The 19,919-nt window shown below is 63.4% G+C and carries 19 protein-coding genes; 9 read left to right on the top strand and 10 right to left on the bottom strand.

Features of this window, described 5'->3' with window-relative positions; translation table 11 throughout:
• Positions 1-66: 66 nt before the first annotated feature.
• From hmpA to BLT66_RS17860, 3 genes are all read left to right on the top strand, one after another.
• Positions 67-1,248, top strand: coding sequence for an NO-inducible flavohemoprotein (hmpA, locus tag BLT66_RS17870; protein ID WP_092759599.1), 1,182 nt, complete (start codon positions 67-69; stop codon positions 1,246-1,248).
• Between the two features lie 35 nt (positions 1,249-1,283).
• Positions 1,284-2,618, top strand: coding sequence for an NAD(P)/FAD-dependent oxidoreductase (locus tag BLT66_RS17865; protein ID WP_092759598.1), 1,335 nt, complete (start codon positions 1,284-1,286; stop codon positions 2,616-2,618).
• 126 nt (positions 2,619-2,744) lie between these two features.
• Positions 2,745-4,559, top strand: a complete 1,815-nt coding sequence (locus BLT66_RS17860) for a methyl-accepting chemotaxis protein (RefSeq protein ID WP_092759596.1) — start codon at positions 2,745-2,747, stop codon at positions 4,557-4,559.
• A 132-nt stretch (positions 4,560-4,691) separates the two neighbouring features.
• Here the strand turns inward: BLT66_RS17860 and rfbC are convergent, their stop codons facing one another.
• Genes rfbC through rfbB form a run of 4 tightly spaced genes read right to left on the bottom strand, consistent with a single transcriptional unit; the run spans position 4,692 to position 8,096 of the window.
• Positions 4,692-5,240: a dTDP-4-dehydrorhamnose 3,5-epimerase gene (rfbC, locus tag BLT66_RS17855; RefSeq protein ID WP_092759594.1), complete on the bottom strand. Its 549-nt coding sequence runs from the start codon at positions 5,238-5,240 to the stop codon at positions 4,692-4,694.
• On the bottom strand, positions 5,237-6,124 hold the full coding sequence (gene rfbA, locus BLT66_RS17850; protein ID WP_092759592.1) for a glucose-1-phosphate thymidylyltransferase RfbA: 888 nt from the start codon (positions 6,122-6,124) through the stop codon (positions 5,237-5,239). The genes rfbC and rfbA overlap by 4 nt, the downstream gene beginning before the upstream one ends.
• The gene (gene rfbD / locus BLT66_RS17845) at positions 6,121-7,020 is read right to left on the bottom strand and encodes a dTDP-4-dehydrorhamnose reductase (RefSeq protein WP_092759590.1); all 900 of its coding nucleotides are present in this window, start codon (positions 7,018-7,020) and stop codon (positions 6,121-6,123) included. Before rfbD ends, rfbA begins: the two co-directional genes overlap by 4 nt.
• A gap of 8 nt (positions 7,021-7,028) precedes the next feature.
• Positions 7,029-8,096, bottom strand: a complete 1,068-nt coding sequence (gene rfbB / locus BLT66_RS17840; RefSeq protein ID WP_092759588.1) for a dTDP-glucose 4,6-dehydratase — start codon at positions 8,094-8,096, stop codon at positions 7,029-7,031.
• Positions 8,097-8,327: 231 nt separating this feature from the next.
• Between rfbB and BLT66_RS17835 the strand changes: the two genes are divergently transcribed.
• The 3 genes from BLT66_RS17835 (at position 8,328) to BLT66_RS17825 (ending at position 10,372) form a co-directional block, all read left to right on the top strand.
• Positions 8,328-8,795, top strand: coding sequence for a phasin family protein (locus BLT66_RS17835; protein ID WP_092759586.1), 468 nt, complete (start codon positions 8,328-8,330; stop codon positions 8,793-8,795).
• Positions 8,796-8,894: 99 nt separating this feature from the next.
• Complete coding sequence (locus BLT66_RS17830) at positions 8,895-9,569, top strand: TetR/AcrR family transcriptional regulator (RefSeq protein ID WP_092759584.1); 675 nt, start codon at positions 8,895-8,897, stop codon at positions 9,567-9,569.
• Between the two features lie 29 nt (positions 9,570-9,598).
• Positions 9,599-10,372: a tetratricopeptide repeat protein gene (locus tag BLT66_RS17825; RefSeq protein ID WP_092759582.1), complete on the top strand. Its 774-nt coding sequence runs from the start codon at positions 9,599-9,601 to the stop codon at positions 10,370-10,372.
• Here BLT66_RS17825 and miaB read toward each other — a convergent pair.
• The 6 genes from miaB to BLT66_RS17795 all read right to left on the bottom strand — a co-directional run bounded on the left by miaB (position 10,369) and on the right by BLT66_RS17795 (position 16,620).
• On the bottom strand, positions 10,369-11,721 hold the full coding sequence (miaB, locus tag BLT66_RS17820) for a tRNA (N6-isopentenyl adenosine(37)-C2)-methylthiotransferase MiaB (protein ID WP_092759580.1): 1,353 nt from the start codon (positions 11,719-11,721) through the stop codon (positions 10,369-10,371). The two genes, BLT66_RS17825 and miaB, sit on opposite strands and share 4 nt — an antisense overlap.
• A gap of 41 nt (positions 11,722-11,762) precedes the next feature.
• Entirely contained in the window at positions 11,763-11,999 is a 237-nt protein-coding gene (locus tag BLT66_RS17815) for a hypothetical protein (protein WP_255406979.1), read from the bottom strand.
• A gap of 195 nt (positions 12,000-12,194) precedes the next feature.
• Positions 12,195-13,103: a DUF6999 family protein gene (locus BLT66_RS17810; protein WP_092759578.1), complete on the bottom strand. Its 909-nt coding sequence runs from the start codon at positions 13,101-13,103 to the stop codon at positions 12,195-12,197.
• Between the two features lie 3 nt (positions 13,104-13,106).
• A complete protein-coding gene (locus BLT66_RS17805; protein ID WP_092759576.1) occupies positions 13,107-14,999 on the bottom strand; it encodes a StlD/DarB family beta-ketosynthase in 1,893 nt (630 codons plus the stop codon).
• Positions 14,999-15,856, bottom strand: coding sequence for a fatty acid desaturase (locus BLT66_RS17800; RefSeq protein ID WP_092759574.1), 858 nt, complete (start codon positions 15,854-15,856; stop codon positions 14,999-15,001). The genes BLT66_RS17805 and BLT66_RS17800 overlap by 1 nt, the downstream gene beginning before the upstream one ends.
• Positions 15,857-15,858: 2 nt before the next feature.
• A complete protein-coding gene (locus tag BLT66_RS17795) occupies positions 15,859-16,620 on the bottom strand; it encodes a sterol desaturase family protein (RefSeq protein WP_092759572.1) in 762 nt (253 codons plus the stop codon).
• 397 nt (positions 16,621-17,017) lie between these two features.
• On the opposite strand from BLT66_RS17795, the gene BLT66_RS17790 reads away from it, so the two are divergent.
• The 3 genes from BLT66_RS17790 (at position 17,018) to BLT66_RS17780 (ending at position 19,900) form a co-directional block, all read left to right on the top strand.
• Positions 17,018-18,124: an ABC transporter substrate-binding protein gene (locus tag BLT66_RS17790; RefSeq protein ID WP_092759570.1), complete on the top strand. Its 1,107-nt coding sequence runs from the start codon at positions 17,018-17,020 to the stop codon at positions 18,122-18,124.
• A gap of 109 nt (positions 18,125-18,233) precedes the next feature.
• Positions 18,234-19,118: an ABC transporter permease gene (locus BLT66_RS17785; RefSeq protein WP_255406978.1), complete on the top strand. Its 885-nt coding sequence runs from the start codon at positions 18,234-18,236 to the stop codon at positions 19,116-19,118.
• Positions 19,115-19,900: an ABC transporter permease gene (locus tag BLT66_RS17780; protein ID WP_092759568.1), complete on the top strand. Its 786-nt coding sequence runs from the start codon at positions 19,115-19,117 to the stop codon at positions 19,898-19,900. Before BLT66_RS17785 ends, BLT66_RS17780 begins: the two co-directional genes overlap by 4 nt.
• Positions 19,901-19,919: the final 19 nt, after the last annotated feature.

The following is a 19,919-nucleotide window of genomic DNA, read 5'->3' as shown; positions in this document are numbered from 1 at the left end:
GCGGGCATGGAACTTGAGTTACTAGCTGCAGCCGGGCGCCGCCCTGCATCCGATTGAAAGCCACACATGCTGACCCCTGAACAACGCGCCATCGTCAAATCCACCGTGCCCCTGCTGGAAAGTGGCGGCGAGGCATTGACCACGCACTTCTACAAAATCATGCTGGCCGAGCACCCCGAAGTGCGGCCCTTCTTCAACCAGGCGCACCAGGCCAATGGCGACCAGCCGCGCGCCCTGGCCAATGGCGTGCTGATGTATGCCCGGCATATCGACAAGCTGGAGCAGCTGGGCGGCCTGGTGTCGCAGATCATCAACAAGCATGTGTCGCTGCAGATCGAGGCCGCACACTACCCTATCGTCGGCGCCTGCCTGCTGCGTGCCATCCGCGAGGTGCTGGGCGCCGAGATCGCCACCGATGCCGTCATCGCAGCCTGGGGCGCTGCCTACGGCCAGCTGGCCGACATCCTGATCGGCGCGGAAGAAAAAATCTACGCCGATGTGGCGGCCGCCCCTGGTGGCTGGCGCGGCGCGCGGGCATTCCGTGTGGCACGCAAGGAAGTGGAGAGCAGCGAGATCACATCCTTCTACCTGCAGCCGCAAGACGGCGGCGCGTTGATCGACTTCCAGCCCGGCCAGTACATCGGCCTGCGCCTGGTGGTGAACGGCAACGAGATCCGCCGCAACTACTCGCTGTCGGCAGCGCCGAATGGCGTGGACTACCGCATCAGCGTCAAGCGCGAGGCCGGTGGCGTGGCGTCCAACTACCTGCACGACCAGGTGCAGCCGGGCGATGTGCTGGATCTGTTTCCGCCGGCCGGCGACTTCGTGCTGGCCGCCAGCGACAAGCCGCTGGTGCTGATCAGCGGCGGCGTCGGCATCACGCCGACCCTGGCCATGCTGGACGCGGCGCTGCAGGGCAGGCGGCCGGTGCACTTCATCCACTGCGCGCGCAACCGCCATGTGCATGCCTTTCGCCATGCGATCGACGCGCGTCTGGCCAAGCACCCGCAGCTAAAGCGCTTCTACGCCTACGACGAACACAGCGGCCCCGAAGACGTGCCGCACGCCGTCGGCCGGCTGAGCCCGCTGCAGCTGGCCCAGTGGCTGCCGGCTTCGCGCGACGTGGATGCGTACTTTCTGGGCCCCAAGCCCTTCATGCGTGAGGTCAAGCAGCAGCTGCGCGACCTGGGCGTGCCCGAGGCGCAAACACGCTATGAATTCTTCGGCCCGGCCAGCGCCCTGGAATAGTCGATAAAGGTGTGGGGGCATCGTAGAATTTCTCGATGCGCACACCTATTCGTTCCAGCACCCCGGCCCACCGCATCGTCATCGTCGGTGGAGGCGCCGCGGGGCTGGAGCTGGCGACCAGCTTGGGTAATACGCTGGGGCGCAAGGGCCAAGCCGACATCACCCTGATCGACAGGGCCCGCACCCATATCTGGAAGCCCAAGCTGCACGAGATTGCCGCCGGCAGCATGGACGTGGGCCGGCATGAGCTGAACTACCTGGCCCAGGCCCACTGGCACCACTTCCACTACCGCCTGGGCGAGATGAATGGCCTGGACCGCGCCAACAAGCTGGTGCACGTGGCGCCTTTCATCGACGAAGATGGCGTGGCAGTGACCACCCAGCAGTCCTTTGCCTACGACACTCTGGTGATGGCCGTGGGCAGCCGCAGTAACGACTTTGGCACGCCCGGCGTGGACCAGCATGCGCTGAAGCTGGAAACCCTGGCCGATGCCGAGCGCTTCCACCGCCGCATGCTCGACGCCTGCATCCGCGCCCATGCGCAGACAGCGCCGCTGAGTCCGTCGCAGCTGCATGTGGCGGTGATCGGCGCCGGCGCCACCGGTGTGGAGCTGGTGGCCCAGCTGCACCGCACCACCCGCGAGGTGGTGGCCTTTGGCCTGGACCGCATCGACCCCGAGCGCGACATCCAGCTGCATTTGATCGAAGCCGCGGATCGCATCCTGCCTGCGCTGTCGCCGCGCATTTCCGCCGGCGCGCTGGACCTGCTGAACGGCCTGGGCATCAAGGTACACACCTCGGCCCGGGTCTCGGGCGTGGCCGCTGACAGCGTGCAGCTGGCCAGCGGCGAGGTGATTCCGGCCGAGCTGCTGGTCTGGGCGGCCGGCATCAAGGCGCCGGGCTTTTTGAAAGACATCGACGGCCTGGAAACCAACCGCATCAACCAGCTGGCGGTGCACCAGACCCTGGTGACCACCCGCGACGAAAACATTTTCGCCATGGGCGACTGCGCAGCCTGCCCCTGGCCCGAGAAGAACGGCTTTGTGCCGCCACGCGCCCAGGCTGCGCACCAGCAGGCATCGCACCTGGCCAAGCAGATCAAGCTTCGCATGGCTGGCAAGCCGCTCGAGCCCTACCACTACCGCGATTTCGGCTCGCTGGTGTCGCTGGGCGACTACAGCGCCGTTGGCAGCCTGATGGGCGGGCTCATGGCGGGCAGCCTGTTCATCGACGGCCTGGTGGCGCGCGTGATGTACACCTCGCTGTACAAGATGCACGAACTGGCGCTGCACGGCTTCACCAAGGTGGCGCTGGAAACCCTGACCCGCGCCATCACCCGGCGTACCGAGTCGCACGTCAAGCTGCACTGACCGGGGAGCAGGGCGGGTTAATCCGGCCAAATCATCCTCTCTGTATCGGGTCTTTCGATGTAGCATCCGGTTACTTTTTGGGTCCGGTGCAATCGCTGGTTTCGAATATCTACAAAGAGGCAATCCATGAAATTCAACGATTTGCGCGTCGCGACCAAGCTGTGGGCCGTCATTCTGGGCCTGCTGGTCGCCATGCTGGTGGTGTCGGTGGCAACCCAGCGCTACGGCGCCAGTGCCAATGCCGCGGCCCAGGCCGCCATCGAAAAGGCGCAGAACCGAATCGTCCAGGCCACGCGCTGGCGCGGCAATGTGGAAACTGCGGTCACTATGTCGGTCGGCAGCGCCATCACTACCGACGCTGCCCTGGCCACCCTGTTCGACGGCAAGGTCCAGGGGCTCAGCGCCGGCATGACCAAGCTGGCCGGTGAAATCAAAGCCGACTCCACCGACGAGGCCGACAAACAGGCGCTCGACAAGATCGCCGCCGCCCGCGCCCCCGTATTGGCATCGCTGGGCAAAGCCAAGGAGCTGAAGGCAGCGGGCGATCCGGCGGCCGTCCAGGCCCATGTGGACCAGGTATTTTTGCCGGCCATTGCCCAGTACCTGAGTGGCCTCGATGATTTTGTGAAGCTGCAGGAGCAGCACCGCAGCGATGCCGTGGCCCAGGCCGCGGCGGCGCAGAGCGCAGCCGAGATGTGGGCGCTGCTCAGCGATGCACTGCTGCTGGCTTTGGGTGTGGTGCTGGCCATCGCGCTGGTGCGTTCTATCACTGTACCGCTGCAGCGCGCCGTGTCGGCCGCCGACGCGATTGCCGGAGGCGATCTGACGCTGGACCTGCAAGACAGCCGCAAAGATGAATTCGGCAATCTGCTGCGTTCGTTGTCGGGCATGGCCAGCAAGCTGCGCGGCGTGGTGGCCGAGGTGCGCACCGGCGTGGAATCGGTGTCCACCGCATCCAACGAGATCGCCACCGGCAACCATGATCTGTCCGAGCGTACCGAGCAGACCGCCTCGAACCTGCAGCAGACCGCGGCCAGCATGGAAGAGCTGACCAGCACCGTCACCCAGTCGGCCGACACCGCGCGCCAGGCCAACCAATTGGCATCCACCGCCGCCCAGGCCGCGATCCGCGGCGGCGAAGTGGTGGCCCAGGTGGTCACCAGCATGCAGAACATCAGCGATGCCTCGCGCAAGATCTCCGACATCATCGGCACCATCGACGGCATCGCCTTCCAGACCAACATCCTGGCGCTGAATGCGGCGGTCGAAGCCGCGCGCGCTGGCGAGCAAGGCCGTGGCTTTGCCGTGGTGGCCTCCGAAGTGCGCAGCCTGGCCCAGCGTTCGGCCCAGGCCGCCAAAGAGATCAAGACCCTGATCGGCGCCTCGGCGCAGACGGTAGAGTCCGGCACCCAGCAGGTGGCCCAGGCCGGCGAGACCATGGGCGAGATCGTCAGCAGCGTGCGCCGCGTCAGCGATTTGATTGGCGAAATCAGCGCCTCGTCCACCGAGCAGCGTGACGGCATTGCCCAGGTTAACCAGGCGGTCAATAACCTGGACCAGATGACGCAGCAGAATGCCGCGCTGGTCGAGCAATCTGCGGCGGCCGCGTCCGGCCTGCGCGAGCAGTCGCAGCGCCTGTCGGAAGTGGTGTCGGTGTTCAACGTCGGCAGCCACGCGGTGCAGCTGGCCCGGCCGGTGCCGCGCCCGGTCGCCATGCGCCCGGCGGCAGCGCCCAAGCTGCCAGCCAAACCCGTAGTCAAGGCTTTGGCCGGCAAGGCTGCTATGCCAGCGGCCGTACGTGCACCGATGAAAGCCTTGTCCACCGCCAAGCCTGCGCCGCCAGCCAAGCCACGGGCCCCAGCGCCACGCCGCCCGGTGGCCATCACCGCCAGCAAGCCGTCGATCGCCAAAGGTGGCGAGGGCGACTGGGAAAGCTTTTAAAACCGGTTTGCTATTGAATGCATAGCTTTTGGCGCTGATGGAATAGGCGCTTTGGCCCTAAAAATAAAGAGGTCGCCGATGCTGTTCGTATAAGCGCTAGCAGCTATTCTTTATATAGCGTTTGCAGCCAGTTCAGCTGGTAAACACTTCGGCGTCTTGCAGTGCAGCGCCGACTGCATCCTTGGCCGACAGCAGCGGCGTGATGCCCGCAGGCCACTCTATGCCAATCGCCGGGTCGTTCCAGGCGATGCAGCGCTCGTGTGCGGGAGCGTAGTAGTCGGTGGTCTTGTACAAGAAGTCCGCCGATGGGCTGAGCACTAGAAAGCCATGGGCGAAGCCGGGTGGCACCCACATCTGGAGGTGGTTTTCTTCCGACAGTTCCACACCCACCCATTGGCCGAACGTGGGCGAGCTGCGGCGAATGTCTACAGCCACATCAAACACCGCACCGCGCACCACGCGCACCAGCTTGCCCTGCGGGTTCTGTACCTGGTAGTGCAGACCGCGCAACACGCCTTGGGCCGAGCGCGAATGGTTGTCCTGCACAAAGGTTACGTCCAGGCCAGTGGCCTGGGCAAACGCCTGCTGGTTGAAGCTCTCGTAAAAGAAACCGCGCGCGTCGCCAAACACCTTGGGCTCGATGATCAGCACATCGGGGATGCGGGTCGGCGTGGCTTTCATTTGCGCAGTTCCTCTTTGAGCATGCGCAGCAGGTACTGGCCGTAACCGTTCTTGGCCAGTGGCTGGGCCAGGCGTTCGACCTGCTCGCTGCTGATGAAGCCGTTGCGCCAGGAGATTTCTTCCGGGCAGGCGATCTTTAGGCCTTGGCGGCGCTCCAGCGTGGCTATGAACTGGCCGGCTTCCAACAGGCTGTCGAAGGTGCCGGTATCCAGCCAGGCATAGCCGCGTTGCATGATCTGCACGTCTAGCGTGCCCCGGTCCAGGTAGGCCTGGTTGACAGCGGTGATCTCCAGCTCGCCGCGGGTGCTGGGCTTGACGGCCTTGGCAATCTCCACCACCTGGTTGTCGTAGAAGTACAGGCCGGTAACGGCGTAATTGCTCTGCGGCTGGGCAGGCTTTTCTTCGATGCTGGTGGCCTTGCCCTGGGCATTGAACGCCACCACGCCATAGCGCTCAGGGTCATGCACATGGTAGGCAAATACCGAGGCGCCCGCAGTTTTGGCATCGGCCCTGCCCAGCAGCTGGGCAAAGTCGTGGCCATAGAAGATGTTGTCGCCCAGCACCAAGGCACTCGGGTTATTGCCGATGAAGTCTTCGCCGATCAGGAAGGCCTGGGCCAGGCCGTCGGGGCTGGGCTGTACCGCGTACTGCAGGTTCAGGCCCCACTGCGAGCCGTCGCCCAGCAGCTGGGTGAAGCGCGGCGTGTCTTGCGGCGTGCTGATGATCAGGATGTCGCGGATCCCGGCCAGCATCAGCGTGCTCAGCGGGTAGTAAATCATCGGCTTGTCGTAGACCGGCAGCAGCTGTTTGCTGATGGCGAGGGTGGCGGGGTGCAGGCGGGTGCCAGAGCCGCCGGCGAGGATGATGCCTTTGCGTTGGGTCATGGGGTGGGCAGGGTCTCGTTAAGCATGCGCGCTACGCCGTCCTGCCAGTCGGGCAGGGTCAGGCCAAAGGCGGCTTGCAGTTTGTAGGTGTCCAGGCGGCTGTTGTGCGGCCGCTTGGCGGGAGTCGGGAAGGCTGTGGTGGGCACGGCTTGGACGGCATCGGGGCCGGCCTTCAGGGCGACGCCGGCGTGCTGGGCCTGGGCCAGCACATAGCGGGCATAGCCGTGCCAAGAGGTCTGGCCGGACGCCGCCAGGTGGTAGATGCCCGCCAAAGCGGGTGTGGCCATAGCCGAACGCAGGGCCAGCGCCGTCACATCGGCCAGCAGCTCGGCCCCGGTAGGGGCACCGATCTGGTCGTCGATCACGGTGAGTTGTGTGCGTTCCCGGGCCAGGTGCAGCATGGTTTTGGCAAAGTTGCCACCACGCGCTGCATAAACCCAGCTAGTACGGAAGATCAGGTGTTTGCTGCAGGCGGCCTGGATGCGCTGTTCGCCTTCCAGCTTGCTGCGGCCATAGACACTCAGTGGGGCCGGGGTATCGGTCTCCTGCCAGGGCCGGCTGCCGCTGCCGTCGAACACATAGTCGGTCGAATAATGCACCAGCCAGGCGTCGAGCTTTTCGGCTTCGGTTGCCAGTACGCCGGGGGCGAGGGCGTTCAAGGTGTGGGCCAGCTCGGGCTCGCTCTCGGCCCGGTCTACGGCGGTATGGGCTGCGGCATTGACGATGACATCGGGCTGCAGGCGGCGCACGGTCTCGGCCAGACTGTCCAGCTTACTGAGGTCGCCGCAGTAGTCGCTGCTGTGGCGGTCCAACGCGGTCAAGTGCCCCAGAGTCGCCAAGCTGCGCTGCAGTTCCCAGCCGACCTGGCCGTTCTTACCCAGCAGCAGGATTTTCAACGCAGGTTTCATGCGGCGCGGGCTGCGTAGTTGGTCTGCACCCAGTCGCGGTAGGCACCGCTTTGCACGCGGGCCACCCATTCGGGGTTGGCCAGGTACCACTCTATGGTTTTGCGGATGCCGGTGGCGAAGGTTTCGGCCGGCTTCCAGCCGAGTTCGCGCTCGATCTTGCTGGCATCGATGGCGTAGCGACGGTCGTGGCCGGGGCGGTCGGTCACATAGGTGATCTGGGTGGCATAGCTCTGGCCGTCAGCGCGCGGACGCAGGCTGTCGAGCAGGCCGCAGACGGTGTGGACGATGTCCAGGTTCGGCATCTCGTTCCAGCCGCCGACATTATAGGTTTCGCCCAGGCGGCCGGCTTCGAGCACGCGGCGGATAGCGCTGCAATGGTCTTTGACATACAGCCAGTCGCGCACCTGTTGGCCGTCGCCGTAGATCGGCAAAGGCTTGCCTGCCAGCGCATTCACCACCATCAGCGGGATCAGTTTTTCCGGGAAGTGGTAGGGGCCGTAGTTGTTGCTGCAGTTGGTGGTCAGCACCGGCAGGCCATAGGTGTGGTGGTAGGCACGTACCAAGTGGTCGCTGGCAGCCTTGCTGGCCGAATACGGGCTGTTCGGCTCGTAGGGGTGGGATTCGGTAAACGCTGGGTCGGTGGCGGCCAGCGAACCATAGACTTCGTCGGTGGACACATGTAGGAAGCGGAATCCGGCTTTGGCCTCGCCTTCCAGGCCACCCCAGTAGGTGCGCACGGCTTCCAGCAGCTGGAAAGTTCCCACTACATTGGTCTGGATGAAGGCTTCGGGGCTGTGGATGGAGCGGTCTACATGCGACTCGGCCGCGAAGTTGATGACGGCGCGGGGCTGGTGCTCGGCCAGCAAACGGGTGACCAGTGGGTTGTCGCCAATATCGCCTTGCACGAAGATGTGGCGGCTGTCGGCCTGCACGCTGGCCAGGTTTTCGATATTGCCGGCGTAGGTGAGCTTGTCGAGGTTGACTACCGGTTCGCCCTGCTGCGCCACCCAGTCCAACACAAAGTTGGCGCCAATAAAGCCGGCGCCGCCGGTGACGAGAATCATAATTTTCCTTGTAGAACATGGCGCTGGCACTCCTGTGCAACTCAGCGCTTTAGCGCATAAAGTTTATCCCACTGGAATGGAGTCAATTCGCTGCATAGTCTTAGAGCGGTCGCTCTAGCTATTTAGGATGCTGTACCTACACCCGGCGTATGACACTGCGTACAGTGCTTGCCATGCACCGCAGTCCCTCCGGACTGTGGCTAACCAACCACCCCACTTTGCGAGACCCCCATGGACAAGCAACAACAAAACCCCGCCGGCGACAACCCTTCCGACGTACCCCCCAAGCCCAGCGTCAAGGATTCGGCCCAGCAAATCTGGCTGGCAGGGCTGGGTGCTTTTGCCAAGGCGCAGGAAGAGGGCAGCAAAGTTTTTGAAGCCTTGGTGAAAGACGGCATCGGCATGCAGACCAAGTCGCAGGCCATGGCCGAAGAAAAGCTCGCCGAAGCGGCCAACAAGATGAGCAGCATGGCCCAGGGTATTTCTGAACGCGCCACCGGCCAGTGGGACAAGCTGGAGAATATTTTCGAGGACCGGGTGGCCAAGGCCTTGAAGAAGCTGGGCGTGCCATCCGCCCGCGATGTCGAGGTGTTGACGGCCCGGATTGAAGAATTGAGCCAGCTGGTGCAAACCCTGGTGGCCCAGCAAGAGTCCACCGCCAAGGCCAAACCCGCCCGCGCGGCCAAGCCGGACGCCTGATTTCTTCCTTGGGTTTGTGGATGCACTAGCGCGATCCCTAGTGCCACTATCGGAATGCCTGGGGTAGAGTGCAGTCTTCCATAACGGGGGAAGACATCCATGGCGAAAAAAGCGCCGCGCCGCACCGCAGAACGCATTCTGGAGGTCACGCTGGATCTGTTCAACCGGTTCGGCGAGCCCAATGTCTCCACCACCCTGATCTCGGCCGAGCTGTCCATCAGCCCCGGCAACCTGTACTACCACTACCCCGCCAAAGAAGAGCTGATCAACGCGCTGTTCGACCGCTACGAGAGCGGCCTGACCGAGCTGCTCAGCGCCAGCGACGGCGTGCGCGACGTGGAAGACGCCTGGTTCTTCATGCACACCTTGTTCGAGCTGATCTGGCAGTACCGCTTCCTGTACCGCGATCTCAACGACCTGCTGAGCAACAACCGGCACCTGGAGACCCATTTCCAGGGTGTGCTGAAGCACAAGACCCGCGCCTTGCAAACCCTGCTCGACGGCATGGCCCAGGCCGGTGCCTTGCAGATAGACGCGCGCGAGGCCGAGGCCACGGCGACCAGCATGGTGGTCATGCTCACCTACTGGCTGAGCTTTGAGTATGTGCGCGACCCGCGCCATGCGCTGGAGGCCGAAAGCGCCCAGCAGGCCTTGCTGCGCGGTGCCCACCATGTGCTGAACCTGTTGCTGCCTTACCTGGAGCCCAGCCAGCGCCAGCATTTGCGGACCCTTGTGTCTGCTTACGCCAGCCCGGCCGCCCAAACCGCGACCTGAACCCCGTCCATTCACCCAGGAGACACGCCATGGCCCAATGGACTACTTTCCCCCACCCGGGCGAATATGCGTTTGATGCGGCCAGCACCGCCAAGAGCTGGGAACGGCTGCACCGCGGCGACTCCGAACCGCTGCCCACCGATGCGCCGCTGCTGGAGGCCTGGGCCCTGTTCCACAACGGCGAGTTCGAGAAGGCGGCCGATGCCGGGCTGCAGATCGGGGGCCCGGGCTATACCGTGGCCAACAAGGCCATCAGCATCTACGCCACCTATCTGGAGCCGCATGAAAAGACCCGGCTGGACCTGTTCATGGACGTTGCCGAGCGCGCCCAAGCCCAGGCGCAGGCCGATCCCCAGAATGCCAATGCCTGGTACTGGCACGCCTATGCACTGGGCCGTTACAGCCAAGGCATCAGTGTGGCCAAAGCGCTGGCGCGGGGTCTGGGCGGCAAGGTCAAGGATTCGCTGGAGAAAACCATCCGCCTGCAGCCGCACCATGTGGGTGCCCACATCGCTCTGGGCGCCTTCCATGCCGAGGTAATCGACAAGGTCGGCCCCCTGATTGGTAGCATGACCTATGGCGTACGCAAGGACGTGGGCTTGAAGCTGCTGCAGGAAGCCTTGCGCCTGAACCCCGGCTCGGCGATTGCGATGGTTGAATACGCGAATGCCCTGGTGATGCTGGACGGCGAGCCGCGCATGGCCGAGGCCACCCGGCTTTATGAGCAGGCCGCCGCCGCCGCGCCGCTGGATGCCATGGAGCACCTGGACGCCGACATGGCGCGCGCCGAACTCGACAGTTAGACCGCCGCCGCGGTTTCCTGCACCAGGATCTCGCCGCGCAGCGAGAACGACATCGCTTCAGTCACCCGTACATCGACCATCTGGCCGACCAGGCGCTGCTGGCCCTGGAAGTTGACCACGCGGTTGCATTCCGTGCGGCCCATCAGCTCCAGCCCCTCAGCGCTAGGGCGTTTCGACGGGCCTTCGACCAGAATCCGCTGCACCGTGCCGACGCGGCTGGCGGCAATGGAGCGCACGCTGTCGTTCAGCACCGTCTGCAGGTGCTGCAGCCGCGCCAGCTTGACGGCGTGCGGCGTGTCGTCGGCCAGATTCGCCGCTGGCGTGCCGGGGCGCGGGCTGAAGATGAAGCTGAAGCTGTTGTCGTAGCCCACGTCGTGCACCAGCTTCATCATCTTCTGGAAGTCTTCCTCGGTCTCACCCGGGAAGCCGACGATGAAGTCGCTGCTCATTGCCATATCGGGGCGGATGGCGCGCAGCTTGCGCACCGTGCTCTTGTATTCCATAGCGGTGTAGCCACGCTTCATGGCCATCAGGATGCGGTCCGAGCCGTGCTGCACCGGCAGGTGCAGGTGGCTGACCAGCTTGGGCAGCTTGTCATAGGCGTCGATCAACCGCTGGGTGAATTCATTCGGGTGGCTGGTGGTGTAGCGGATGCGCTCGATGCCGGGGATGTCGGACACATATTCCAGCAACAGCGCGAAGTCGGCGATCTCGGCCGTGCCGCCCATGGTGCCGCGGTAGGCATTCACGTTCTGGCCCAGCAGCGTCACTTCTTTCACGCCCTGGTCGGCCAGGCCGGCGACTTCCACCAGCACGTCTTCAAACGGCCGCGACACTTCTTCGCCGCGGGTATACGGCACCACGCAGTAGCTGCAGTACTTGGAGCAGCCTTCCATGATGCTGACGAAGGCGGAGGCGCCTTCGACCCGGGCCGGCGGCAGGTGGTCGAACTTTTCGATCTCGGGGAAGCTGATGTCGACCTGCGGGCGGCTTTGCAGCGCGCGCTGGTTCAGCATTTCGGGCAGGCGGTGCAGGGTTTGCGGGCCGAATACCACGTCTACATAAGGCGCGCGGGCGATGATGGCCGCGCCCTCCTGGCTGGCCACGCAGCCGCCTACGCCGATCTGCACACCCTTTTTCTTCAGGTGCTTGATGCGGCCCAGGTCGCTGAACACCTTCTCCTGCGCCTTCTCGCGCACCGAGCAGGTGTTGAACAGGATCAGGTCGGCTTCGTCTACGTTCTGCGTGGCCTCGTAGCCCTGGGCGGCATGCAGCACATCGACCATCTTGTCCGAGTCGTACTCGTTCATTTGGCAGCCGAAGGTTTTGATAAAGACTTTTTTGGACATGGGAAACTCACAGTGCGCAGGGCCGACCAGCGGCCCAGGCTTTAATCGAAAAAGGTAAAGAAGCGAGAGGGATTGGCGGTAGGCCGTTTAACCGCAGCCTCGGCCTCGGTCAGCACCCACACCTCGGAGAGTGCGCCGTTGATTTCCCGGATGTAATTCACTTTGACCTTCTGGCCCACCAGGCTGCCCGACAGCAGCAGCATGTTGTTGGTGCCATGGATACGGGCGCCAGGCGACAGCTGGTCGACTTTGCCATCGAGCACAACCTGTGGTGGCACCGTCACTTCCAGCGAGCCGCGCAAGGCAGCGGCCGGGAACTCCCGGGCCTGAGCCCAGGAATTTAAAGAAAATAAGGCGCTAGCGCAGGAAAGTACTGCGCAAGTAGCTATATTTTTAATAGCTGATGGGGTTGGGGCTGGGATAGTCATGCAGCGGTTCGTGGTGTACATCCAGAGGCTGGTGGAGGGCGGATTTTACCGTGAGGGGCTGGAATCGGCTGCTGGCGGCGCCTCGGCGGCCTGCGCGGCCTTCATCTGCATCAGCAGCGCATGCAGCATCTCGGTCGACAGGCCATGGACCACCAGGCGGTGGCCGGCCCGCAGGGTGCTGAGCGGCACCAGTGGGTGCTTGTTGTTGAGCAGGATCAGGTGCTGCGGCGTGTTCAGAATGGTGGCCACGTAGATGCCCACGGTTTCGTCCAACTGCAGCGAATTGGCGGCGCGCCAGAAGTCGTTGTCCGTCAGGAACAGCTGGTAGATCGGCGTGAAGCACTCGATGGCGGTTTGCAGGTCTATCTTGTTCAATCGGCCATGGGGGAAATCCGCCAGCGCCATCGGCGGCTCCTGCACCATGCTGAAGTCCGGCTGCGCCACCGGCTGCAGCTGCTGGCCGGCCGCGCGCAAGGCCTGGTTCAGCCGGATCACGAAGTTGAACAGGTTCAGGTCGTGCTTCAGAAAGAAGTCGTCTTTCAGATCGTCCAGGCGCAGCGGCTGCAGCGGTGCGGTGGCTACGGGCGTGGGGGCGTTCTTGGCGATGAACTCCAGAATTTGCCCGCCCAGGTGGAAGTGGCGCATCACCAGCCAGTTGGCCTCGGGCGATACCAGCCGCTTCAGGCCTTCGGCCAGCAGCCAGTGCAGCAGGCGCGATGCCGCCCAGCGCCGCGGCAGAAAGGCTTTGACCACCTGGATCAACACAATGCAGGTACGCGCCAGCGGCCGCACAAAGGGCAGCAGAAACTGCCGCGACACCGAGCATGAGTCGGCCAGCCAGGCCTGCTTCACATGGCCGGGCAGCGGCGTGCTCTGGTCCAGGTACAGCGCCAGCCAGGGGTTGGGGTCCAGCGGGTCGTGGGCTTGGGTCAGGAAGTCGGGCGGGTTTTTCATGGCTTAGGCGATGTGCTCAAACTGCATCAGGTACAGCTGGGCGGTATGGCGGGCGGTTTGCAGAATCGCTTCTGCGGCCGACGGGTCCAGCGCCAGGGTGATTTCCACCGCGGCCAGCCAGCGGGCCAGGTGGTTTTCGTCGTTGGCGCCGTGGTATTCGAGGAAGCGGAAAGCGCTGGGCGGCAGCGGCAGCTGTTGGCGCAGCAGCGGCAGCAGGGCGGGCACGATGCGCTGGCCCGTGCCCTCGATGATGTAGATGGCACCCAGCAAGCCCAGCGGATTCTCGGTGGCGGCCAGGGCGTGCAGGTAGCTGTTCAACGCCTCGCCGCCGGGGTTGCGGCGCAGGCCGTCCAGCGGCAGGCTGCCGCCCGCCGCCAGGTAGTCTCGGTACAGGATCTGGAAGTCGTCCTGCTCGTCGCTGGCATGGGTTTCGATCAGCGCGCCGAGCTCGGCAAATGGCCCGGTCAGCGCGGAAACGGCCTCGCGCATCCAGCGGCTGCCTTCGCGCACCTGGGGCACCCACTGGGCCGTCCAGTTGCGGTAGTCGGCGGTGCTGAATTGCCCGGCCACCAGCTTGTGGATCACCGGGCTGCGCCATACCTGGGAGCGGTAGCCATGCCAGATGCCGGCCAGGGCTGTGAGCAGTGGCTGCAGCGGGGCCGGCGCGTGCTGCGGGTCGTGTGGCGCAGCGATGGAGTCGACCGGGCGGGCGACGGGCTCGGGCGCGGAGCGGGTGACCGGGGCATTGGCGGCCTCGACTTCCAGCAGCATGTAGGCGGCGCTGATGCGGCCGGATTCGGGAATGAAGCAGAGGATTTTTTCACCCGGCTTCAGGCTATGCGTGTCGATGAACTCGGCCAGCATGATGAAGATCGACGCCGCCCCGGTATTGCCGCGGCTGCGCAGATTGTTGTACCAGCGCTCCCGTGGAATCTCCAGCCCGGCCTTGGCCAGCAGGTCGGCGACGACCGGGATGAATTTCTCGGACGAGTAATGGCACAGAAAGTGGTCGACCTCGCTGGATTGCACCCAGCCCGCATTCACCAGTTTGACGTATTCGTGGATGGACACATCGAACAAATGCGGCAGCAGGCGGATGTCCTGGCGCAGCGACAGAGCGCCCGCAGCCTCGGCCTCGCTGGCGCTGGGGTAGTCGAGGAACGAGGTGCTGCGGTCTTCGCTCAGGCCCAGCTGCATGCAGACCGGGTAGTCGCCGGCAAAGCTCTGTTGGTGGATCCAATTCAGCTTGAGCCGCACCCCGGAGCGTCCGGCCGCACCATTGGCGCCGTGCAGCCCCAGCGGGCGATCGCCCAGCAGCAGGGCGCCGGCGCCGTCCGACAGCATCCAGCGCAGGAAATGCGCGTCGAAATCGCTCTGGTAGCCGCGCGGACCAAACCGGCTGCGCTTGAACATGCGTGAGGGCATTTCTGCGGAGACCGCCAGGGCTTGGTGGTGGGCGCCCAGCTCAATCCCTTGGGCCGCGTGCAGCAAGGCGCTGACGCCGGCCGCGCAAACGCCTTGGCTGGACAGGGTCGCCATCGGCGGTGCGCCCATCTCGCCCTGCACCATGTTGGCAAAGCCTGGCATCAGCGCGTCGCCACCCGATGAACCGACGCTGAGCAACGAAATATCGGCCATACGGGCCCCGGCGCGCGCCAGGCAGTCCTGTGCTGCTGCGGCCGCCATTTGGGCGTGGGAGATGACGGTTTTGCCTTCTGCGTCGATCGCGTAGTGGCGCGACTGGATGCCGTTCTCGGCCAGGATGCGCGCCTTGATGCGGCCGGAGATGCGGTTGATCGGCGCAATGAAGGCTTCCATCTCCGCATTGCTGACCGGTGCGCCAGGCAGAAAGTAGCCGGCGGATTCGATATAGACGCGTTCAAAACGGGTGGGCATCAAGAAGTCTCGGTGGTTTGCATCAGGGACTGGCTGCGCCAACGCGGCAGCAGCGGGCCCAGCACAAAGGTGGTGAACATATACGGAACCAGTCCGCCGCAGTTCAGCCTTGGGTGAATCTGGCCGCGGTAGCGTGCGTGCAGGATCGGCAAGCTGGACCAGTGTGCGCGTGCATGCAGGTGGTGGGCGGTGTGCAGGCCGATGTTGAACAGCAGCGGATTCAGCCAACCCTCGAAGTTGCGGGCGAAATCCATGCGTGAACCACCGTCTGCATGCGCATGCTGCAGGTAGTTGGTGGCTAGCAGCCAGTGCAGTCCGTGCAGCTGTGGAGTCCAGATGAACAGCAGCCACTTCTGCCAGTCGAGATAGGCCAAGCCGGCCCACAAGCCGCCCACCAGCAGGTATTGCAGCAGGCAATACCGAAATGCTCCCGGCGACCGGCGCTGCAAGCGGGCCAGCCAGCGAAAGAACAGCGGATACAGCGCGGCCGTAGCCTGAAACGGGTGGAGCAGATAGCCGACCAGGTGGTTGGTGTCGCCCCCAAACCGGTAGGTACGGGCCGCGTCGCGTGGCCCATGGCGGTAGCGGTGGTGGTTGGCGTTGTGGGTCGCGTGGAATACGAAACCGGGGTGGCCTTGCAGCAGGCTCAGCCAGATGTCGGTCACACGGTTCAGCGGGCGGCTGCGCCACATCTTCAGATGTGCGTGGTTGTGGTGGACCACGCTGATGCCCAGCGTCAAGAACAGCATGGGCAGGTATACCCACCAGGTAAAGCCATAACGCCATTGCCAGGCCGCCAGCGCAGGCAGTAGCAGCAGGTACAGCACAGACTGCCAGTCACGCGGAGAGTGCAGCATGTTCAGGGCTTGCGCCCATGGCGGGCGATCTGCGCCTGGGCCGCATCGGGTGGCAGCGCGGTGCCGAACAATCGGTCCATGAACGGAAACATGAAGCCAAAGTTGCCGTGGTAGCACGCATGGTGCAGGTGGTGGCGGCGGGCGCCGTTGAGCCACCAACGGTCACGGTCGGCATCCGGCAAGAAGTCGAAGTTCGAATGGCCGATGTTGTTGAAGACGATGCTGAACACCGGCACGCTTAGCAGCGCCCACACACTGAAGTCGTGCATAAGCATGGGCAACAACAGCACATTGCCCAGCATCAGGGTTTCCACCGGATGGAAGCAGTAGGTGGACCACGGCGTCACCACCACCGAGCGGTGGTGCAGCAGGTGGAAGCGGCGCAACCACCGGGTGTGCAGCAGCCAGTGGTTGGCATAGAAATGCACTTCATTCCATACCACCAATACCCCAATCTCCAGTGCTATCTGCCATCCGCTGGGGTTGACTGCCAGCCCGGCCCAGCCCCATTGCAGAAAGCTCCAAGGCACGACGCTGCCCAACCCAAACAGCAGTACGCTGCGGGCAGATTGGGTTTGCTCCCGCGCGCGCTGGCCGGGGCTTAGCGGACGCGGGTCCAGCGTGCGGCCATGGCCCAAGGTGGGCATCAGATGGTGGGTAATCAGTTGGTTGAGTGCGCCCATGCCCCAGTACAGGCTGCCAAAGAAGATGCAGCCCCACAGCATGATCTGGTACCAGCTAAGGCCAAGCAAGGTGTCGCGCATCGGATCTCTGTTGTTTTTTGTAGGACGAATTTAGAAAGTGGCGGCCCCGGATATTGCTCGCCGTTTGGCCCGGTTGCAGCTCGGGAGCAGCATAGTAACGCAGCACTTTTGGCGCATGAAATCCCCTGGTTTTCTGGCCCACATATTGCTTGATGTCACGGAATGGTCGCGGATTGGTCATAAACCGCCACTAGGATTGCGCAAGCTCAGGGGGGCTATTAGTATGCAATCGGGGTAAGCAGAACTTACATTTTGCGACCACATCGCCAGCCTAGGCTGGGTGTTTGCGAATGCTGTTGCCGAGGGTGCTGGCTTTGCCGTCACGCCGAGGTCGTTCGCGGGGCCCTGATCTTTCACCGTCAAATGTGTTTCTAACGGATAACCAAAAGGAAGTGATATGCCGCGTCAAATGTTCAAAGTTCTTGCTGTATCAGCAGCCGCAGCCGTAGCACTGGGTGGCGCACAAAGCGCATCAGCCCAGTCGGCCCAACTCATCGCTGCGGCCAAAGCCGAGGGCGAGTTGACGGTGATCGCCTTGGCGCGTTCCTGGTGTGGCTACGGCAAGATGATCGATGCCTTCAAGGCCAAGTACGGTATCAAGGTGAATGAGCTGAATCCAGACGCCGGCTCAGGCGATGAGCTGGAAGCCATCAAGGCCAATAAGGACAACAAGGGCCCACAGGCGCCCGACACCATCGACGTTGGTTTGTCATTTGGTCCGCAGGCCAAGGCGGCCGGTTTGCTGCAACCCTATAAGGTGGCAAACTGGGCCACCATCCCCGATTCGTCCAAGGACCCAGAAGGCTACTGGTACGGTGACTACTACGGCGTACTGGCCTTCCAGGTCAACACCGACCTGGTCAGCAAGGTGCCAACCGATTGGAGTGATTTGCTGAAGGCTGATTACAAGAATGCCGTGGCATTGGCAGGCGATCCGCGTTCCGCCAACCAGGCTATCCAGGGTGTGTTTGCCGCAGGTATATCCACTGGTGGTGGTGACCCCGCCAAAGCCGCCAATGCCGGCCTGAAGTACTTCTCCGACATGAACAAGGCCGGCAACTTTGTGCCGGTGATCGGCAAAGCCGCATCGCTAGCGCAAGGCACGACCCCGATCATCATCCGCTGGGATTACAACGCCCTGGCCGACCGCGATGCACTCAAGGGCAATCCCAAGGTGCAGGTAGTGGTGCCGAAGACCGGCGTGGTTGCAGGTGTCTACGTGCAGGCCATCAGCGCCTACGCTCCCCACCCCAATGCGGCCAAGCTGTGGATGGAATACCTGTATTCCGACGAAGGCCAGATCGCCTGGCTGGACGGCTACTGCCACCCCATCCGCTTCAACGACCTGGTAGCCAAGAACAAGCTGCCCAAAGCCATGTTGGACAAACTGCCACCGGCCGAAGGCTACGCCAAGGCGCTGTTCCCCACGCTGGACCAGCAGAACGCAGCCAAGGAAGTGATCACCAAGCAATGGGATACGGTGGTTGGCGCTGCTGTGAAGTAAGCGCCGAACGCCTGGTGCGTTCATAGCGCGGGTGCGGCCGAAGCGGCTGCACCCGCTCCCTGGTGGGTTTGGTGCTTGGCTGAAAGGCGCAGCGTACGTGACTACTTCTTTGACTTCTGGGCCCGCTGCTGCGCCGCCCAAGCCCGGTGGCGGGCTGAATTGGCATTGGTTGGGCGTGTTGCCGTTCTTGGTGTTCGCCACCTTGTTTCTGATTTTGCCAACCGCCTACCTGATGGTCGGCGCGTTCCAGAACGAAGCCGGCCACTTCACGTTGGCCAATATCCGCGGCCTGGCGGACGACAACGTTCTCAACGCCTACTGGATCAGCTTCCGCATCAGTGCTGCCTCGGCTTTGGGCGGCGGCATCATCGGCTTTCTGCTGGCCTGGGCTGCGGTGCAAGGCAAGCTGCCCGAATGGATACGGCCTACGCTGATGACCTTCTCCGGCGTGGCTTCCAATTTTGCCGGCGTACCCCTGGCTTTTGCCTTCCTGGCCACCTTGGGTCGGGTCGGTTTGGTCACCGCGTTGATGCGCAAGTACCTGGGGTTCGATCTGTACTCCACCGGCTTCAGCATCCTCAGCTTTACCGGGCTGACGCTGACCTATCTGTACTTCCAGATTCCCCTGATGGTGCTGATCGTTTCGCCTGCCCTTGAAGGGCTGAAACGCGAGTGGCGCGAGGCCTGCGACTGCCTGGGCGGCTCGGCTTACCACTACTGGCGCTATGTGGCGCTGCCGGTGCTGTGGCCCAGCATCATGGGCGCCATGCTGTTGCTGTTTGCGAATGCTTTTGGTGCGGTGGCCACGGCCTATGCACTGACCGGCAGCTCCTTGAACATCGTGCCGATTCTGCTGTTCGCGCAGATCCGTGGCGACGTGCTGCACAACCCGAACCTGGGCTACGCGCTGGCTCTGGGCATGGTGGTGATCACCGGTATTTCCAATGCGGGCTATATCTGGCTGCGCAGCAAATCGGAAAAGGGGCGCACATGAAACCTACTTCTCGGTTGGGTGCCTGGATCGCCATAGGCGTCGGTGCCAGCTACTTCCTGATTCCGCTGATCGCCACTTTTGAGTTCAGCCTGCGCATGCTACGTGGCGAGTACAGCTTCGAGGCCTACCGCGTGGTGTTTGGCGACCCGCAGTTCCAGGCCACGTTCGGCTATTCGATCGTGATGGCGCTGGTGACCATTGTGGTTGGTGTGCTGCTGGTGGTGCCCACCGCTTACTGGGTGCAGTTGCGTCTGCCCAAGCTGCGGCCGCTGGTCGAGTTCATCACCTTGCTGCCGCTGGTGATTCCGGCCATCGTCATCGTGTTTGGCTACCTGCGTATTTTTGGCAGCAACTCGTGGATACCGCTGACCGGCAATGAGCGGGCGACCGACTTTCTGCTGGTCTGCAGCTATGTCACCTTGTCCCTACCGTACATGTACCGCTCCATCGATACCGGCTTGCGGACTATCGATGTGCGTACCCTGACCGAGGCAGCCGAGGTGCTGGGCGCCGGCACTTTCACCATCCTGTTCAAGGTGATCTTCCCGAATGTGCGCTCGGCGATCTTGTCGGGCTCGTTCCTCACTTTCGCGGTGGTGATTGGCGAGTTCACCATGGCCAGCCTGCTGAACCGTCCGGCCTTTGGCCCGTATCTGCAGCTGGTGGGTGCCAACAAGGCGTATGAGCCATCGGCGCTGGCCATTATGGCCTTCTTGATCACCTGGGCTTCCATGGGCCTGATCCAAGTGTTCGGGCGCAATGCCAAGAACGCCAAGCAATAAATTCCGTCTACAGAAAAGC

Source organism: Rhodoferax sp. OV413 (genome assembly GCF_900104385.1).
Taxonomy (GTDB): domain Bacteria; phylum Pseudomonadota; class Gammaproteobacteria; order Burkholderiales; family Burkholderiaceae_C; genus Rhodoferax_B.
The sequence above is the reverse complement of the archived record's forward strand: the minus strand, read 5'-3'. Positions and strand labels throughout refer to the sequence as shown.

What these genes read in the sequence shown, in the direction of transcription:
- hmpA (WP_092759599.1), top strand. Translation starts at nt 67, where the DNA reads ATGCTGACCCCTGAACAACGCGCCATCGTCAAATCCACCGTGCCCCTG.
- BLT66_RS17810 (WP_092759578.1), bottom strand. Translation starts at nt 13,103, where the DNA reads ATGAAAAACCCGCCCGACTTCCTGACCCAAGCCCACGACCCGCTGGAC.
- BLT66_RS17830 (WP_092759584.1), top strand. Translation starts at nt 8,895, where the DNA reads ATGGCGAAAAAAGCGCCGCGCCGCACCGCAGAACGCATTCTGGAGGTC.
- BLT66_RS17780 (WP_092759568.1), top strand. Translation starts at nt 19,115, where the DNA reads ATGAAACCTACTTCTCGGTTGGGTGCCTGGATCGCCATAGGCGTCGGT.
- rfbB (WP_092759588.1), bottom strand. Translation starts at nt 8,096, where the DNA reads ATGATTCTCGTCACCGGCGGCGCCGGCTTTATTGGCGCCAACTTTGTG.
- BLT66_RS17800 (WP_092759574.1), bottom strand. Translation starts at nt 15,856, where the DNA reads ATGCTGCACTCTCCGCGTGACTGGCAGTCTGTGCTGTACCTGCTGCTA.
- BLT66_RS17805 (WP_092759576.1), bottom strand. Translation starts at nt 14,999, where the DNA reads ATGCCCACCCGTTTTGAACGCGTCTATATCGAATCCGCCGGCTACTTT.
- BLT66_RS17795 (WP_092759572.1), bottom strand. Translation starts at nt 16,620, where the DNA reads ATGCGCGACACCTTGCTTGGCCTTAGCTGGTACCAGATCATGCTGTGG.
- BLT66_RS17835 (WP_092759586.1), top strand. Translation starts at nt 8,328, where the DNA reads ATGGACAAGCAACAACAAAACCCCGCCGGCGACAACCCTTCCGACGTA.
- BLT66_RS17825 (WP_092759582.1), top strand. Translation starts at nt 9,599, where the DNA reads ATGGCCCAATGGACTACTTTCCCCCACCCGGGCGAATATGCGTTTGAT.
- BLT66_RS17860 (WP_092759596.1), top strand. Translation starts at nt 2,745, where the DNA reads ATGAAATTCAACGATTTGCGCGTCGCGACCAAGCTGTGGGCCGTCATT.
- miaB (WP_092759580.1), bottom strand. Translation starts at nt 11,721, where the DNA reads ATGTCCAAAAAAGTCTTTATCAAAACCTTCGGCTGCCAAATGAACGAG.
- BLT66_RS17790 (WP_092759570.1), top strand. Translation starts at nt 17,018, where the DNA reads ATGCCGCGTCAAATGTTCAAAGTTCTTGCTGTATCAGCAGCCGCAGCC.
- rfbC (WP_092759594.1), bottom strand. Translation starts at nt 5,240, where the DNA reads ATGAAAGCCACGCCGACCCGCATCCCCGATGTGCTGATCATCGAGCCC.
- BLT66_RS17865 (WP_092759598.1), top strand. Translation starts at nt 1,284, where the DNA reads ATGCGCACACCTATTCGTTCCAGCACCCCGGCCCACCGCATCGTCATC.
- rfbA (WP_092759592.1), bottom strand. Translation starts at nt 6,124, where the DNA reads ATGACCCAACGCAAAGGCATCATCCTCGCCGGCGGCTCTGGCACCCGC.